The organism is Amycolatopsis sp. NPDC043885 (assembly GCF_056435685.1).
Genome location: NZ_JBWKEA010000007.1, coordinates 248,417 through 264,195 on the forward strand (window position 1 = coordinate 248,417; position 15,779 = coordinate 264,195).

At 70.9% G+C, this 15,779-nt stretch carries 18 protein-coding genes; 9 read left to right on the forward strand and 9 right to left on the reverse strand.

All coding sequences use genetic code 11. The features are described 5' to 3' along the window. Window positions 1-8 precede the first annotated feature (8 nt). The 5 genes from AC069I_RS22535 to AC069I_RS22555 form a co-directional block, all read right to left on the reverse strand. Window positions 9-797 (reverse strand): LLM class F420-dependent oxidoreductase, encoded by a 789-nt coding sequence (locus AC069I_RS22535; protein WP_478228757.1) that lies wholly within the window; start codon window positions 795-797, stop codon window positions 9-11. Then, complete coding sequence (locus tag AC069I_RS22540) at window positions 794-1,723, reverse strand: phytoene/squalene synthase family protein (RefSeq protein WP_478228756.1); 930 nt, start codon at window positions 1,721-1,723, stop codon at window positions 794-796. The genes AC069I_RS22535 and AC069I_RS22540 overlap by 4 nt, the downstream gene beginning before the upstream one ends. Continuing rightward, complete coding sequence (crtI, locus tag AC069I_RS22545) at window positions 1,720-3,195, reverse strand: phytoene desaturase family protein (protein WP_478266332.1); 1,476 nt, start codon at window positions 3,193-3,195, stop codon at window positions 1,720-1,722. Before crtI ends, AC069I_RS22540 begins: the two co-directional genes overlap by 4 nt. After that, window positions 3,195-4,286 (reverse strand): polyprenyl synthetase family protein, encoded by a 1,092-nt coding sequence (locus tag AC069I_RS22550; protein ID WP_478228754.1) that lies wholly within the window; start codon window positions 4,284-4,286, stop codon window positions 3,195-3,197. The genes crtI and AC069I_RS22550 overlap by 1 nt, the downstream gene beginning before the upstream one ends. A 122-nt stretch (window positions 4,287-4,408) precedes the next feature. Continuing rightward, a complete protein-coding gene (locus tag AC069I_RS22555; protein ID WP_478266333.1) occupies window positions 4,409-4,957 on the reverse strand; it encodes a CGNR zinc finger domain-containing protein in 549 nt (182 codons plus the stop codon). Window positions 4,958-5,004: 47 nt separating this feature from the next. Between AC069I_RS22555 and AC069I_RS22560 the strand changes: the two genes are divergently transcribed. Both AC069I_RS22560 and AC069I_RS22565 read left to right on the forward strand, forming a co-directional pair. Beyond that, entirely contained in the window at window positions 5,005-5,673 is a 669-nt protein-coding gene (locus AC069I_RS22560) for an AzlC family ABC transporter permease (RefSeq protein ID WP_478266334.1), read from the forward strand. Further along, the gene (locus AC069I_RS22565) at window positions 5,670-5,975 is read left to right on the forward strand and encodes an AzlD domain-containing protein (protein WP_478228751.1); all 306 of its coding nucleotides are present in this window, start codon (window positions 5,670-5,672) and stop codon (window positions 5,973-5,975) included. The genes AC069I_RS22560 and AC069I_RS22565 overlap by 4 nt, the downstream gene beginning before the upstream one ends. Here the strand turns inward: AC069I_RS22565 and merB are convergent. Continuing rightward, window positions 5,972-6,649 carry an organomercurial lyase gene (merB, locus tag AC069I_RS22570; protein ID WP_478266335.1) on the reverse strand — a complete coding sequence of 226 codons (678 nt, stop codon included), beginning with the start codon at window positions 6,647-6,649 and terminating at the stop codon, window positions 5,972-5,974. The genes AC069I_RS22565 and merB overlap by 4 nt on opposite strands. A 135-nt stretch (window positions 6,650-6,784) precedes the next feature. Between merB and AC069I_RS22575 the strand changes: the two genes are divergently transcribed. The 3 genes from AC069I_RS22575 (at window position 6,785) to AC069I_RS22585 (ending at window position 10,581) form a co-directional block, all read left to right on the forward strand. Beyond that, window positions 6,785-7,669, forward strand: coding sequence for a methylenetetrahydrofolate reductase (locus AC069I_RS22575; protein WP_410647071.1), 885 nt, complete (start codon window positions 6,785-6,787; stop codon window positions 7,667-7,669). Between the two features lie 42 nt (window positions 7,670-7,711). Beyond that, a complete protein-coding gene (locus AC069I_RS22580; protein ID WP_478266336.1) occupies window positions 7,712-9,397 on the forward strand; it encodes a DUF885 domain-containing protein in 1,686 nt (561 codons plus the stop codon). A 302-nt stretch (window positions 9,398-9,699) separates the two neighbouring features. Then, window positions 9,700-10,581, forward strand: coding sequence for a DMT family transporter (locus AC069I_RS22585; protein WP_478228748.1), 882 nt, complete (start codon window positions 9,700-9,702; stop codon window positions 10,579-10,581). On the opposite strand, the gene AC069I_RS22590 is transcribed toward AC069I_RS22585, so the two are convergent. Further along, a complete protein-coding gene (locus tag AC069I_RS22590) occupies window positions 10,578-11,141 on the reverse strand; it encodes a GNAT family N-acetyltransferase (RefSeq protein WP_016332697.1) in 564 nt (187 codons plus the stop codon). The genes AC069I_RS22585 and AC069I_RS22590 overlap by 4 nt on opposite strands. Then, a complete protein-coding gene (locus AC069I_RS22595) occupies window positions 11,138-11,668 on the reverse strand; it encodes a YbaK/EbsC family protein (RefSeq protein ID WP_478228747.1) in 531 nt (176 codons plus the stop codon). The genes AC069I_RS22590 and AC069I_RS22595 overlap by 4 nt, the downstream gene beginning before the upstream one ends. A gap of 221 nt (window positions 11,669-11,889) precedes the next feature. Here AC069I_RS22595 and AC069I_RS22600 point away from each other — a divergent pair, with 221 nt between their 5' ends. From AC069I_RS22600 to AC069I_RS22615, 4 genes are all read left to right on the forward strand, one after another. After that, window positions 11,890-12,372, forward strand: a complete 483-nt coding sequence (locus tag AC069I_RS22600; protein ID WP_340683906.1) for an SAV_6107 family HEPN domain-containing protein — start codon at window positions 11,890-11,892, stop codon at window positions 12,370-12,372. An 89-nt stretch (window positions 12,373-12,461) separates the two neighbouring features. Next, window positions 12,462-13,226 (forward strand): maleylpyruvate isomerase family mycothiol-dependent enzyme, encoded by a 765-nt coding sequence (locus AC069I_RS22605; protein ID WP_340683905.1) that lies wholly within the window; start codon window positions 12,462-12,464, stop codon window positions 13,224-13,226. A 127-nt stretch (window positions 13,227-13,353) separates the two neighbouring features. Beyond that, the gene (locus tag AC069I_RS22610; protein ID WP_478228746.1) at window positions 13,354-14,022 is read left to right on the forward strand and encodes a VOC family protein; all 669 of its coding nucleotides are present in this window, start codon (window positions 13,354-13,356) and stop codon (window positions 14,020-14,022) included. Window positions 14,023-14,116: 94 nt separating this feature from the next. Next, window positions 14,117-15,202: a GNAT family N-acetyltransferase gene (locus AC069I_RS22615; protein ID WP_478266337.1), complete on the forward strand. Its 1,086-nt coding sequence runs from the start codon at window positions 14,117-14,119 to the stop codon at window positions 15,200-15,202. Window positions 15,203-15,266: 64 nt separating this feature from the next. Here AC069I_RS22615 and def read toward each other — a convergent pair whose 3' ends face one another. Next, the gene (gene def / locus AC069I_RS22620; RefSeq protein WP_037343240.1) at window positions 15,267-15,767 is read right to left on the reverse strand and encodes a peptide deformylase; all 501 of its coding nucleotides are present in this window, start codon (window positions 15,765-15,767) and stop codon (window positions 15,267-15,269) included. Between the last annotated feature and the right edge of the window lie 12 nt (window positions 15,768-15,779).

A 15,779-nucleotide genomic window follows, 5' to 3' on the forward strand; every position in this document is an offset into this window, starting at 1 on the left:
GTGAGAGGTCAGGACTGCTGCTTGTCCCGCCAAGCGATCCAGGACCGCAGCTTGTCGAGGTTGTAGTCCGGCCCGCCGGTCGCCACGGTGAACAGCGAGACACCCAGCTCCAGCAGCTTCGGGCCCAGCTCCTCGGGCTCACCCTCGACGGCGACCGAACGCTCGATCTCCTTCGGGTCCCGGCCGACGTCGGCGCAGTGCTGGTCGAGGATCTTGACCTTGCGCTCCACGACCTCCGGGTCGCCGAAGCCGTGCCAAATGTCGGCGTGCTTCGCGACCAGGCGCAGGGTCTTCTTCTCGCCGCCGCCACCGATCAGCACCGGGATGTCCCGGACCGGCTGCGGGTTCAGCTTGCCCAGCCTGCTTTCGATCCGCGGGAGCGCCTCGGCGAGGTTGTCGAGCCGCCCGCCCGCGGTGCCGAACTCGTAGCCGTACTCGTCGTAGTCCTTCTCGAACCAGCCGGAGCCGATGCCGAGGATCAGCCGTCCGTCGGAGATGTTGTCGACGGTGCGGGCCATGTCGGCGAGCAGCTCGGGGTTGCGGTAGCTGTTGCACGTCACCAGTGCGCCGATCTCGACCCGCGATGTGGACTCCGCCCAGGCGCCCAGCATGGTCCAGCACTCGTAGTGCAGGCCCTCGGGCTCACCGTAGAGCGGGTAGAAATGGTCCCAGTTGAAGACGATGTCCACGCCGAGGTCTTCGGCCTCCGAAGCCGCCCGGCGGATGGCCTTGTATTCGGCGTGCTGCGGTTGCAGCTGGACACCGATCCGGATCTTCCTGTTCGCAGCAGTGGTCATGTTCGCAGCCTAAGCCTGGAGTTGCTCCACGCGCTCGCCAGCATCCTCGGCAGCGCGACTCCCAGCCGGCGACGGCGCGGGACGACCGCGCGGGTGTTCAGCACGTCGTAACCCAGTGCCGCGATTTCGTCGAGGATGCCTTCGTAGAGCACGAGCGCGGTCCGCACGCAGTCGCGGGATTCCGCGCGCAGCAACGGGACGCCCGCTTCGGCGCGGCGGTACACCGCCCGGTTGCGCGCCACCGCGACGGCGAGCGCGCGCCGCACCCGCCGGTCGGGCAGCCCGCGGGCACGGGACCATTCGAGCAGCTCGCGGTCGACGCCGAACGCGGCCAGCTCCTCGGTCGGCAGGTACAGCCTTCCCCGGTCGAGGTCTTCGCCGACATCGCGCAGGAAGTTGGTCAGCTGGAACGCTTCACCCAGCGCGGCGGCGCCCGGCACGGCTTCGGCGACCGGGACGACGGTGCCGAAGACGGGCAGCATCTGCAGGCCGATCACCTCGGCCGAACCATGGATGTACTCCCGGAGATCGGCGTAGGTCGCGTATTCGGTGATCTTGAGATCCATCGCCATGGACCGCATGAAGGCGTCGAACAGCTCGCGGTCCAGGTCGTGGCGCCGCACGGTGTCGGCGAGCGCGGTCAGCACCGGATCGGCGGGCGTGCCGCCGTCGAAGACCCGCGCGACCATGACGGCGACCTCGTCCAGGGCGACCGCGGGATCCGTGCCGGGCGCGGGGTTGTCGACCACTTCGTCCGCCATCCGCGCGAAGCCGTACAACGCGTGCGCGAACGGACGCGTCCGCGCCGGCAGCAGCCGGGTCGCGAGGAAGAACGTGCGGCCGTAATGCGCGTTGATGCGGCGGCATTCGGTGTACGCGGCCCGCAACGACGGCTCGGTGATCCCCGCGGCGTCGAGTTCGTTCATCGGCCGGTGACCCTTCCCGCCGCGAGCCTGCCGGAGATCACCACCGGAGGGATTCCGACGCCCGGTGTGGTCCCGCAGCCCGCCAGTACGACATTTTCCGCCGCTCGCACGAGGTTCCCCGGCCGGAACGGGCCGGTCTGGGCGAAGGTGTGCGCGAGTGAGAACGGTGTGCCCGCGGTGAGCCCGCGCTCCGCCCAGCCCTCCGGGGTGATCGCCTCGTCGACGGAGAAGTCGTCCGCGAACCCGGTGAGGCCGCGCTTTTCCAGTGTGCGCACCAGTTCCGCGCGATAGGCGGGACCGACCCGACGCCAGTCGATCTTGCCGCGGCGCAGGTTCGGCGCCGGGGCCAGCACCGAGATCACCTGGCCGCCGCCGGGGGAGAGGCCCGGTTCGGTCGCGGTCGGCCGGGTCACCAGCAGCGACGGGTCGCTCATCAGCTTGCCTTCGCGGATGATCTCCGAAAACGTCTCTTCCCAGGCGTGACCGAAGAAGATGTTGTGGTGGCCCAGATCCGGCCAGGAGTCCGGCGCGTGCCCGTGCAGGACGACGGCCGACGGCGAGTACCGCAGCGGCAGCGGCCGCCGGGGGCGGGCACCGAGCAACCGGTAGGCGGTGCCGAGTTCGGTGGCGAGAACCACGGTGTCGCAAGGGATCCGCTCGCCCGAGCGGGTCCGCACCGCGCGTACCCGCGAGGAAACCCTTTCCAGCCAAGCGGCTTCGGTGCCGAACCGCAGTTCCGCCCCGGCGCGCTCGGCGGCGCTCGTCATCGCCCGCGCGATCTCGCCCATCCCGCCCGACGGGTAGTAGACCCCGCCGACGGTGTCCATATAGGAGATGACGCCGTACGCGCCGATCGCGCGCGCCGGATCGAGGCCCGCGTAGAGCGCCTGGAAGGAGAACAGGCGGCGCACCCGGTCGTCGCGCAGGAACCGGCCGATCTTCGGGCCGAGACGGCCGAAACCGCCCAGTGCGGCCAATTTCGCCAGTTCCGGGCGGACGAGATCGAGCGGGGAATCGAAGTTCGCGCCGATGAAGTGGTCCTTCTGGACCGCGTACAGCTCGGTCAGCCAGCGCCGGAGCCTGCGGTAGCCGTCGGCTTCGGCCGGGCCCGCGGCCGCGCGGATCTCGGCCTCCATCGCCGCCGCCTCGGTGTGCACGGCGATCGTGCTGCCGTCGGCGAACCTCGCGCGGTAGGCCGGGTCGAGCCGGGTCAGCGTGAGGTTGTCCGCCAGGGATTCGCCGACCGCGGAAAAGGCCTCGTCGAGCAGCTCCGGCATGGTCAGCACGCTGGCGCCGGTGTCGACGGTGTTGCCGCCGAAATCCGCCTGACCGGCCCGGCCTCCAGGGCTCTTGTCCTGCTCCAGCAGGGTCACCCGGCGGCCGGCGCCGAGCAGGTGCAGCGTCGCCGACAGCCCGGCGAGCCCGCCACCGATCACCACCACGTGGTCACTCGGACCGGTGACAGTGCGCATCAGTACGTCCGCTGGGTCGCCTTGACGACCAGCCCGGTCAGCGCGGCGGGAGCGGGCTCGGCCAGGTGAGCGCGGTCCAGCGTCGCCATCGCGGAGTCGGTGAGCTCGTCGATGCGGCGTTCCACCGCGTCGACGGCGCCGACGTCCTGCAGCGCCTCGCGCACGGTCTCGACGGCGTCTTCGGACAGGTGAGCGTCGCCGATGGCGTCGGAGATGACCTTCGCCGCCGCGTCCTTGCCCTGCTCGGCCGCGCCCTGGAGACCCAGCGCGACCAGCAGTGTCCGCTTGCCCTCACGCAGGTCGTCGCCCGCGGGCTTGCCGGTGACCGACGGGTCGCCGAACACCCCGAGCAGGTCGTCCCGCAGCTGGAACGCCACGCCGACCTCGTCGCCGAACTCGCGCAGCGTCGCGATCAGGGCGTCGTCGGCGCCACCGAGCGCGGCACCGAGGTGCAGCGGGCGCTGGACGGTGTACGCGGCCGTCTTGAGCTTGCAGATGTGCAGCGCCGCCTCAGGGGAGGCGTCGCCGGTGGCCTGGGTGCGGACGTCGAGGTACTGGCCGGCGAGGACCTCGGTGCGCATAGCGCGCCACGCCGGCCGCGCCGCCGCGAGGGCCGCGGGCGGCAGCGGGGCCTCGGCGAACATGTCGTCGGCCCAGGCCAGCGCGAGGTCGCCGACCAGAACGGCGGTCGCGAGCCCGAACGTGCTCGGCGAACCCAGCCAGCCGCTGTCGGCGTGGAGCTTCGCGCCCGCGATGTGCACGGTCGGTGAACCGCGGCGCGAGTCGGAGGAATCGATGAGGTCGTCGTGGATCAGCGCGCACGCCTGGATCAGCTCCAGGCTCGCCACGGCCTGCAGCACGCCTTCGACGTCCGGTCCCGCCGGATCGCCGCCCGCGCCGCGCCAGCCCCACCAGGCGAAGGTCGGGCGCAGGCGTTTTCCGCCGCCCAGGACGAACCCGGCCAGCGCGTCGATCCCGACGCCGACGACCGGTTCGGTGCGGCGGATCTCGGCACCGGCGCGCTCGAGGAACCCGGCCAGCGCCCGCTCGACGTGGGCGGGCAGATCGGCGTCGTAGGCGGACGTGTCCATGAGCACATCCTCCGGGAAGCACGTCCCCGTGACCCAGTCGGGTGCCTTCGAATGTGGCGGAACTCGCCGCGTTTAGTCCTCTGAATGCGGTAGTTGCACGCGCAAGGACCGCATTCAGAGGACTAAACGCGGGTCTTGTCGTAGTGCCGCTTCGCCCGCGCCCGGTTGCCGCAGTCCGACGAACTGCACCAGCGCCGTGACCGGTTGCGCGTGTGGTCGGTGAAGACCCAGCCGCAGCCCGGCCCCTCGCATTCGCGGATCCGTTCCATCTTCGTGGATCGAAGCAGTTCCTCGGCCTCCAGCGCGAGGAAGTGCGGCAAGGCGGCGTCGCCCGTCAGCGGCACCGTCCACCGCAACGGCAGGGACGGTGCGAGCTCGGCGTGCCGATACGCCGCGAGCAGGGGCTTTCGCAGTGCCGTGGGGTCCGGCGGAGCCGAGACGAGGACGCGGTAGAGCGTCTCGCGGAAGGCCTTCACCGCCTCCAAGACGGCTTCGGAGATCTCCAGCCGTTCGGTGCCGGCGCCGACCAGGACCACCCACTCGGACAGCCGTTCCGGGGTCGAAAGCCGGTCTTCCCGCCGGGCCGGATCGCGCCGCCAGGAAACGGTGTTGACCAGGTCCAACGGCACGCTTCCGCCGATGCTGTCGTATCCGTTCCAGTGGCCGTCCATGGTTCTCCTAATGGTCAAAAGCAGTTTAGCTTGTTAGTGTCGAGGTCATGACGACGCTCCGGCGGAACTATCTGGCCGGCGCCCGCATCGGGCTCGGGCTGGGTGTCGCGACCTTCGTTCTCGGTGTCACCTTCGGCGCGTACAGCCAAACGCTGGGCTGGGGGATCGCGGCCCCGATCGTCGCGTCGATCCTCGTGTTCTCCGGCTCGGCCCAGTTCGCGATGGCCACCGCGCTCGCGGGCGGCGGGAACCTCGCCGTCGCGGTCGGCGCGGCGGCCCTGATCAACGCCCGGTTCCTGCCGATGGGCGCCGCCGTCGCCTCGGATCTGCGCGGTGGACGCCTGCGTCGCGCGTGGGAGGGCCAGGCCGTCGTCGACGGTTCGTGGGTGGCCGCCCACCTTGGCGAAGGGCGCTTCGATCGCGAAAAGCTCATCGGTTGCACGGTCGTCCAACTGCCCGCATGGGTGCTGGGGACGGTGCTGGGCGTTCTGGCCGCGCCACCACCGGACGTCGTCTCGCGGTTCGGGCTCGACGTCGTGTTCCCCGGCTTCTTCCTGGTCCTGCTCGTCGACGAACTGCGCCGTTCACGGCAGGCTGTCCTCACCGCGGCGCTCGCCGCCTGCCTGGCCGGGGTCCAGGTGCTGTTCGTCCCGGTCGGGCTCGCGCTGATCGGAGCCTCCGCCGCCGCGCTGCTCGGACTGGGGGCGCGGCGATGACGCTCTGGCTCGCCATCGTCCTCGTCGCGCTGGTCAGCATCGGGTTCAAGGCGGCGGGCCCGGTCCTGCTCGGCGACCGGACGCTGCCGCCGCGGCTCGCGAGCGTGATCGCGCTGCTCGCGCCCGCGTTGCTGGCCGGTCTCGTGCTCACGGACGTGGCCGGTCCGGCCTGGTCCGGGCTCGACTGGACCCTCTGCGCCGGCCTTGCCGCGATCGCGGTGACCTACGCGCTGCGCGTGCCGGTGCTCGCCGCGATCCTCTGCGGGGTCGTCGTCACCGCCGTTCTGCGCTTCCTGGTCTAGCTCCAGAACGGGCCGCTCAACCCGGCCTGGGCGAAGTACGCGGCCGCGGCGGCCGGATCCCGGCGGGTGTACCCGTGCTCCAGCCTACCCTCGTACCACCCCGCCGCGAGCCGCCACAGCGTCGCCAGATCCATGACGTATCCCTTGTCCTGCCCCGTTTCCGCCAGCCATCCGTCCACACAGGACTCACCGCAGAACAGGCGCTGGTTGTCGCAGGTGTGCACGACGTCGTCCCACATCCGCGCCACCGGCACCAGGAAGTGCGCGACCAGCCCGCCCTTCGGCGGAGTGCGGTCGTTCACCAGCAGGGCGTGCGGCTCGCCGCAGCCGCGGCAGCGCGTGGACACCAGCACCTCGGGTTCGGCCTTGACCAGATGGGGGATCGCGAACGCGTCCCACGCGCAGCCGCCCCACCACAGCGTGTGCGCGCCCATCACGGAGAATCCCAGCGGAATCGCCGCGAACGGATGCGCCAGCACGACGTGTTCGCATTCGTCGAGCACGAGATGCCGTCGCTCCGCGAGCCGGTGCAGTGCCTGTTTCGCCACCGCGAGTGATCCGTGGGCGGCGTCGGCCAGTTCGGGGGCCGTCGGCGGCCTCCCGTGCTCGGCGAACGCGCGGTAGACCGCGACGCGGACGTCCTCATCCCAGCTTGTGTCGGTTTCGGCGCTCATGGCGGCTCCCTGTGCTCGTCACCGAGTCTCCCCAGCCCGGCTCCACTCGGCAACCGCTCGTACGTGGCTGAAGTCGCACGCCCATAGCCTGAGAGGGGCTCCCAGCCAGCGGACATTCCCCCCTAAAATGGCGGAATGACTTCGGTGGTCGAGCGGTTGCAGGGTGATGGACCCGTGTTCTCCATCGAGTTCTTCCCGCCCCGCGACGCGGCAGACGAGGCCGTGCTGTGGAAATCGATCCGGGAACTCGAGCCGCTGGACCCGGCGTACATGTCGATCACCTACGGCGCCGGCGGCTCCAGCCGGGACGGCACGATCCGCAGCATCGCCCGCGTCGCCACCGAAACCACGCTGGTGCCGATGGCGCACCTCACCGCCGTGAACCACTCGGTCGCGGAACTGCGCAACGTCATCGGCTGGTACGCCGCCGTCGGCGTGCGGAACATCCTCGCGCTGCGGGGCGACCCGCCGGGCGACGTCTACGGCGACTGGGTCCCGCATCCGGAGGGGCTCAACTACGCCGAGGAACTCGTCGAGCTGGTGCGTTCGCTCGGCGACTTCTGCGTCGGCGTATCGGCCTTTCCGTACGGCCACCCCAGGTCGGCGAACCTCGAAGCCGACACCGAGTACCTCGTGCGCAAGCTCCGCGCCGGCGCGGATTTCGCGATCGCGCAGCTGTTCTTCGAGCCGGAGGACTTCCTCCGCCTGCGCGACCGGGTGGCGGCCACGGGCTGCGAGGCGCTGGTCATCCCCGGCATCATGCCGCTGACCACGCCGCGGACACTGCACACGTCCATCAAGCTGTCCGGCGCGCCGGCGCCGCGGCGGCTGCTGGACCGGCTCGAACCGCTGGCCGGCGACCCCAAGGCCTTCCGCGCCGAAGGGATCGACGCGGTGACCGAACTGGGCGAGCGGCTCATCGCCGAAGGCGTCCCCGACCTGCACTTCTACACGTTCAACCGGTCCAAGGCCACGCGTGAGGTGGTCAGCAGGCTCGGGCTGGTCCCGGCCCGCGCGTAACTCCGTACCGAAGTCGCCCGCCATCCCGGTAGCGTGCCGGTCATGGCTTCAACCGCGCGAAGTGTGCACCAGATCTGTGACCGGTACGTCGACGACTACGCCGCGGCCGACCCGGTCGCCGCGACGACGTTCGGCATCTCCGGATACGACGACCAGCTGACCGACTACTCGCCCGCCGGGCACGCGGCGCGGGCCGCCATCGCCGCCCGTGCGCTGGCCGACATCGAAGCGGCCGAACCCGCCGACGACGGCGAGCGCGCGGCCAAGGCGGTGTTCACCGAGCGGATCGGGTTGCACCTGGAGATCCACGAGGCGGGTCTCGACATCGCGGCGCTGAACGTGATCGAAAGCCCCGTGCAGGAACTGCGCATGGTCTTCGACTTCATGCCCACCGACACCGCGGAGGACTGGGCGACGATCGCCGCCCGGATGGCGAGGGTGCCCGAAGCGCTCGACGGTCTCCGCGCCTCGCTGCTCGCGGCCGCGGACGCCGGCCGGGTGTCGGCGTTGCGGCAGGTCGGCAAGGTCGCCGAACAGGCCGAAACCTGGGCCGGCCTGAAGGACGAGGCCGGTTTCTTCGAAACTCTCGTCTCGGGCGCGAAGGACGTCGACGAGAAGCTCCGCACCGAACTCGGTCAGGCCGCTCACGCCGCGCAGGAGGCGTACGCGGAGTTCGCCGGTTTCCTCCGCGCCGAACTCGCCCCGCTGGCGCCGGTCAAGGACGCCGTCGGCGCCGAGGTCTACCGGCTGTGGTCCCGGTTGTTCACCGGAGCCACCTTCGACCTGGACGAGGCCTACGCCTGGGGCTGGGCCGAGTTCACCCGTATCGAGACGGAGATGCGCGAGGTCGCCGGCCGGGTCAAACCCGGCACCACCCTCGCCGAGGCGGCCGCCGTCCTCGACGCCGACCCCAAGTACGTCGTGCGCGGCCGGGCGGAATTCCAGGCCTGGATGCAGAACCTGTCCGACAACGCGCTGAAGTCGTTGCGCGGCAAGCACTTCGACATCTCCGACCGGGTGATGGCGCTGGAGTGCAAGATCGCCCCGCCCGGTGGCACCGTCGGCGCGTACTACACCGGCCCGAGCGAGGACTTCTCCCGCCCCGGCCGCATGTGGTGGTCGCTGCCGCAGGGCCGGGACGAGTTCACCACCTGGCGCGAGGTCAGCACCGTCTACCACGAGGGCGCGCCGGGTCATCACCTGCAGATCGCGACCGCGGTCGACCAGTCGGAGTCGCTCAACAAGTACCAGCGGCTGCTGGCGTTCACCTCCGGGCACGCCGAGGGCTGGGCGCTGTACTCCGAGCGGCTGATGGAGGACCTCGGGTTCCTCTCCGACGACGGCGAACTGTTCGGCATGCTGTCCGAGCAGCTGTTCCGTGCCGCGCGGGTGATCGTCGACATCGGCATGCACCTGGAGCTGGAGATCCCGGCGGGTACCGGCTTCCACGAGGGCGAGCGGTGGACGCCCGAACTGGGCCTGGAGTTCATGCTCACCCGGACCGTCACCGACCCGGCCCACGTGCACGACGAGATCGATCGCTACCTGGGCTGGCCGGGGCAGGCGCCGTCGTACAAGCTCGGCGAACGGCTCTGGCTCACCGCCCGCGACGAGGCCCGCGCGCGGCAGGGCGACGCGTTCGACATCAAGCAGTTCCACACGCGGGCGCTGGCGCTCGGCGGGATGGGGCTGGACACCCTGCGGGAGATGCTGGCCGCGCAGGACTGAGCCCGCCGCTCCCCTTTGGACGTGCTAGGAACGGTCCTTTCCTTGCGAATTTCGCAAGGAAAGGACCGTTCATTGCATCCGGAGGACGCCTCCGCATGCCGGAATTCACGTGCGTCCGGTGCCAAGGCCTTGGTAGGTTCCGTCCGTGCACCGGATCTTTCTCGTCACCCCACCCCCCGCTTCCTGAGCGGGGTGTCTCCGGCCGCGCGGCGTTCCAGCCGCCCGGCCGATCCGTGCTGCACTGAAGCACCCCGCGTCGTCGACGTCCTTTCCGACAGACACAGACGCAGGAGCGTTTCCCCATGTCCGTTGCCGTACCCACGCGCGCCCGATCGTCGGCCGCGCTCGTCCTCGCCGGAGTCCTCTGGGGGACCGGCGGTCTCGCCGGATCCCTGCTCGCCTCCCGGGCGGGCCTCCATCCACTGAGTGTCGCCGCGTACCGGCTGCTCATCGGCGGCGTGATCGCCACCGGCTATCTCTGTCTCACCGGGAGCCTCCGCGGTTTCCCCCGCACTCCTGAGGTCCGCCGCCGTCTGCTCGCCGTCGGCGGCCTGTTCGCCCTCTTCCAGACCAGCTACTTCGCCGCGGTCTCGCTGAGTTCCGTGAGCGTCGCGACGATGACCACCATCGGCAGCGCGCCCGTCCTGCTCGCCGTCGCGACGGCCGTCAAGACCCGCCGCCTGCCCGGAGCGTGGACGGCGGTGTCCGTGGCCGGGTCCCTCGTCGGGCTCGCGCTGCTGCAGTGGACGCCCGGACAAGAGGTCGACGTCGCCGGAGTGCTGTTCGCCCTGCTCGCAGCGGCTGGGTTCGCCGTGCTGACGCTGGTGACCGCGACCCGCGTCGAAGGCCTCGATCCCTTGCCCACCACGGCTTTCGGCTGCCTGATCGGCGGCGCCGCGCTTGCCCCGGCCGCGCTGTGGTTCGGGATGGCGGTGCCGGTTCAGGCCGACGTGCTCGCGCTCGTCGTCTACTTCGGCGTCGTGCCGACGGCGCTGGCGTACGCCGCGTACTTCCGCGGTCTCGAAAGCGCGCATCCCGTACTGGCCGCGTTGTCCGCCCTGCTCGAACCGTTGACCGCCGCGCTGCTGTCCATGGCCGTGCTCGGGGAACGGCTCGGCGCCGTGGGCTGGTGCGGCGCGGTGGTGCTCATCGCCGCGCTCACGGTCGCCTACTCGAAACCCTAGAGCGGCAGCGTCCGGCCGAGGATCGCGAACGGCCGCGGATCCCCGGCGAAGTGGTAGTCCCGCAGCACGTCGACGAAGCCGACCCGCCGGTACAGGTTCCAGGCCCGGCTGGTGCCTTCCGGCGTGGAAAGGAGGACGTGGGCGCTGGGCACGCCGTCGAGCAGCCGTCGCAGGAGGTCCTCGCCGATCCGCTTCCCCTGGCTTTCGGGGCTGACGTGGATCTCGGTGAGCTCGAAGTAGTCGGACATCCAGTGCTCGGCGGCGGCCTGGCCCTCACGCCGGGTCAGGCCGTGGCGGACCTGCTCGTGCCACCACTGGCCGCCGCGGCCCTTGTAGCCGTAGGCGAGCCCGAGCAGGACGCCGTCCGCGTCGAGCGCGGCCATGCAGCGCCAGCCTTCGCGCAGCGCGTGCGTGAGCCACATCGGCGCGCGTTGCTCCGCCGTGCCTTCGGGGTAGCGCATGGCGTTGACGTAGATGGTCAGCGCCTCGGGGAGCCGGGCGCGGAACTCGTCCGCGGACAGCTGGACGTAACGGGTGCATTCCGAGGACATCGCGGTCACGGGCGCCCATCCTGCCCGTCGCCCGCGACGTCCGCGGGAGTGCCCCCGGTCAGCGCGACGAGGCCGTCGAACGTCGTGGGGTACACCGACTTCGGATGCCCGGCGGCGGCCCAGACGACTTCGTGGGCACGTAACGCGGTGTCGACGAGGGTGGTCAACGCCTTCGGGTGACCGACCGGGGCGACGCCGCCGATCGGCTGCCCGGTGTGCGCGCGGACGAACTCCGCGTCCGCCTTGCCGATCTCGTCGGCTCCGGTCAGCGAGGCCAGCAGCCCGGTGTCGGCGCGGTGCGCGCCCGACGTCAGGACGAGCAGGGCCGTTTCGGTGTCGCCGGTGCGGCTTCGGAAGACGAGACTGTTCGCGATCGCGCCGACCTCGACACCGAGCGCTTCGGCGGCCTGCGTGGCCGTACGGACTTCGGCGGGGAGGATGCGGATCCCGTCGGCGGCGGCGTGCTGGCCCGCCTCGGCGAGCGCGGCCGCGACCTTGGCCACCGAGGGATGACCGGACCGGTCGATGGTGCTCATACGCCTATGAGATCACGTGGCCGATGCCGTGTCCCGCACCACATGCGGCGATCACCCCGGTACGGGGTTGAGGAATGGGGCACTTCGGGGTTACATTGGAGTTGTTCGAACAGACGTTCGACATTCGGTGAGCGCGCACCGGTAGGTGCCCGGCGCGGGGGCGGGGGAAGCGCCTCGGCGCCGGGCACAGGCAGGCGCTCACGTACAGGAGGAGGGTCGTCATGTCCGTTTCGGTCGTGTCCCCCGACGAAGCCGAGAGGCCGGGGGGCACCGCGCAGCCCGCCCTGCCGATGTCGTTGCGCCCGCCGGCACCACCCGCGGCGGTCTCCTTGTACGCACAGGCGAGGCGGGGGCTCGCCGAAGCAGAGCGGGAGAGCGATCCCGCGGAGCGGTTCATCGGGGCGTATCTCGCCGCGCTGCGGGGCGCGGCGGCGGTACTGGAGGCCCGCGGCCGTCCGCACCGGGGCCGTGCCCGGCCGGCGAGTGGCTGGGTACTGCTCGACTCCGTCGCGCCCGAGCTGAAGGAATGGGCGGCGTTCTTCGCGGCCAATTCGGCGACGCGGGCCGCCGCGCAGGCGGGCATCACCGGAAAGGTCACCGTCGAGCTGGCGGACGAGCTGACCCGGGCCGCCACGGTGTTCCTGGAATTGGTGCGACGGGTGGTGCACGGGCTGCCGATGGGTGACTCGGCGCATGTGGCCTGAGCAGCCTGTCGGCCGGAGCGTGAACCCGCTGTGCCGATTCACACGCGGGTTCACCTAGAGACAGAGTCACCGCGGAGAGGGGGTGCCCGATGGCCGGGCAGGCCATGATCGACCAGGGCAGGTTCCTGGAAGTGATCGGCGCCGAAACCGAGTTGATGGCCCAGGTGGCGCACACCGCGTCCGCCGACGCGCCGGTCCCGACCTGCCCTGGCTGGACGCTCGGCGAGGTCCTCAGGCACGTGGGCAGCGTGTACCGGGTCACCCGCCGCTGGATCACCGACGGACGGCGTCCCGAGCACTGGCAGCGCAAACCGGGGCCGGGACAGCACCTGGAGGAGTACTTCCGCGAGGGCAGGGACGAACTCGTCGCCGAACTGTCCGCCCACGACCCGGACGAACTGGCGCCGACCTGGTGGCCGGCGGACCGCAGCTACGGGTTCTGGCGGCGGCGGATGGCGCACGAGACGACGATCCACCGGATCGACGCGGAGAGCGCGGCAGGCCGGGAAGTGTCGGAGATCCCCGAAGACGTGGCACTCGACGGGATCGACGAGGCGCTGGTGCTCTGGTTCGGCCAGCGGCTGCCGTTGCTCGGACTGTCCGGCACCAAGACCGGCTCGGTCGGCGTGCGCACCGCGGGCCACACCTGGATCGCCAGGGCGGGGCCCACGGAAACGGTCGCCTGGCGGTGCTCGGCCGAGGAGGCCCAGCGCGCGGACGACCTGATCACCGGGAAGCCGGACAAGATCTACCGCTGGCTCTGGGGCCGGGCGGGTCCGACGGCGGTGACGGTCAGCGGAGACCAGGACATGGCGGGACAACTCTGGGCCCTTCTGCGGCTCGCGACCCGATGACCGGTCGGTGGGGAAGCCAAACCGGTCACGCCAGTCGGCGGAGCTGAAGATGTGCCCGAGAAGCGACCGAACTCCGGTTCACCTGAGACGCACAGAAGTGTCGGTGGTGCCGTCTAGGTTCACCGGTGTGGCAGCACAGCTGGTGAACCTGGTCTTCGACTCGGCCCTTCCCAGAGATCTGGCGGGTTTCTGGGAAGGGCTGTTCAGCTGGGACGCCCCGTTCCAACCGGCGTTCCGCTCCGAGGCGGGCCCCAAACGGGGCAAGAACCGCCTGCACCTGGATCTGGCGAGCCGTTCGCCCGAGCACCAGGCCGAGCTGGTGGACCGCGCGCTGTCCCTCGGCGCACGGCATATCGACATCGGCCAGGGCCCGCCGGAGGAGAAACGGGTGCCGTGGGTGGTGCTCGCGGACCCCGAGGGCAACGAGTTCTGCGTCCTCGAGCCGCGCGAGCAGTACGAGGGCGCCGGCGCGATCGCTTCGGTCGTCACCGACGCCCTCGACCCGGAGCGGCTGGCGCGGTTCTGGGCGGCCGCCCTGGGCTGGGAGGCCGGCGTCCGGGAAGAGGCGATCGTCGGCCTGCGGCCACCGGACGGCCGCGGCCCGTGGATCGAGTTCCTCGCCACGCGGGAGGAGAAACGGCACAGGAACAGGCTGCGCTTCGAGATCGCGCCACGGCGAGGCAAGAGCCGGGCGGCCGAAGTCCGGCGCCTGCGGGAGCTGGGCGCGTCAGGGCAGCGTGGCGATGCGATGGTGGATCCGGAGGGCAACGAGTTCAGCGTGCTTTCTCCCCGCTGAGTGTTTCGCCGGGGTTGCGCGGTGGCGTCGAACGCTGACCTGAGCGAAACACTCGCGCCGTGGGTAGGCAACAACCGGCCGGGACCGTGGAGTCATGGAGACCTATCGAGCCCGGCCCACCCTGGTCCATCCCGGCGAAGAGACCGCGGCCGCGTCGGCATGGCGTGTCCGGATCCGCGTGGACGACCGGCCCGGCACCCTGGCCAGGATCGCGATCCGGCTCGCCGACCTCGAATGCAATATCCTCGGACTGTCGGTGCTCCCGGTCCCCGGCGGCGTGCTCGACGAGATCGTCCTGCGGCCGGCCACCGGTCTGCCGCGTCAACTGCTCATCGACGCGATCCGCGACGAAGGATGCGAATGCTCCGCCGTCATCGACGCGGATCTGGCCGAACTGGTCGACCCTGCCACCGCGACGCTCACCGCGGCCAAAAGGGCCGTCGAGGAGCCCGGTGGCCTCGCGGAAGTGCTCCGCGGCGTCCTCGCGGCCGACGTCGTCACCAAGGTCCCGTCGATCGAGGCGAACCCGGCCCGCACGGAAGGCGGGCACCGCGCGGTGTTCCCGGCAGGGGACGGCGCCGCGTTCGTCGCGCGCCGCCGGTGGTCACCGTTCGTCGAACTGGAACTGAGCCGCGCCGTCGCGCTGGTCGGCCTGACCACCGCCGTCCGCGACAACGTGACCGGTCCGATCGTGCTCGACCGGGCCGACGGCGCCGCGATCGTCCTGCGCAAGGGCGTCCCCGGTGACGCGGAAGCGGTGTCCGCGCTGCACCAGAGATGCTCGATGACGACGCTCTTCCACCGCTATCACACCGGAATGCGCGCCGTGCCGCGTCGCTGGCTGCACCGGCTCCTGATGCCGCCGCGCGGGATCAGCCTGCTCGCGGTCTGCGGCCGTGACGTGATCGGTCTCGGCCAGCTGATCCCGGCTGCCGAGGTCGGCGCGGCCGAAGTCTCGCTCCTGGTCGAGGATTCCTGGCAGCGCCAAGGCATCGGCACGGCTTTGCTCGCCCGGCTCGCCACTCTGGCCGTGGCCAAGGGGGAGCGCGAACTCACCGCCGTCTGCCTGCCCGGCGACGACTCCCTCCACCGCACCGCCACCCGTGTGGGGCTCCGGCCCGAACGCGCCCCCGGCGACCCCGGCACCCTGCGCTTCCGGCTCCCCGACCCGCGCGTTTAGTCCTCTGAACGCGGTAGTTCGGGTTACCAACCACCGCATTCAGAGGACGAAATGCGGGAGTGGGTCAGCGGTTCCAGAACCAGTCTTTGCCGCGGGCCTCGCCCAACGCGCGCTTCTTGCGTTCCGGGGTGAGCCGTTCCAGGTAGAGCTTGCCGTCGAGGTGATCGGTCTCGTGCTGCAGGCACTGGGCGAGCACGTCGACGCCTTCGACCTCGACCGGCTCGTTACGCAGGTCGACACCGCGCACCACGGCGTGCTTCGCGCGGACGACCGGGAACCACAGCTCCGGCACGGACAGGCAGCCCTCGCCGATCTCGTGTGTTTCTTCGGACAGCTCGACGATCTCGGGGTTGATCACGTACCCGCTCAGTCCGCCGACGTCGTAGCTGAACACCCGCAGCCCGACCCCGATCTGCGGCGCCGCGAGACCCGCGCGCCCGGCCGGTTTCACCCCGTCCATCAAATCGGTCACCAGCGACTCGATCTTCTTGTCGAATGTCGTGACCGGGTCGCATACGGTCTTGAGCACGGGATCCCCGAAATAGCGCAGGTCGCGCATCACCATGGTCGAACGTCC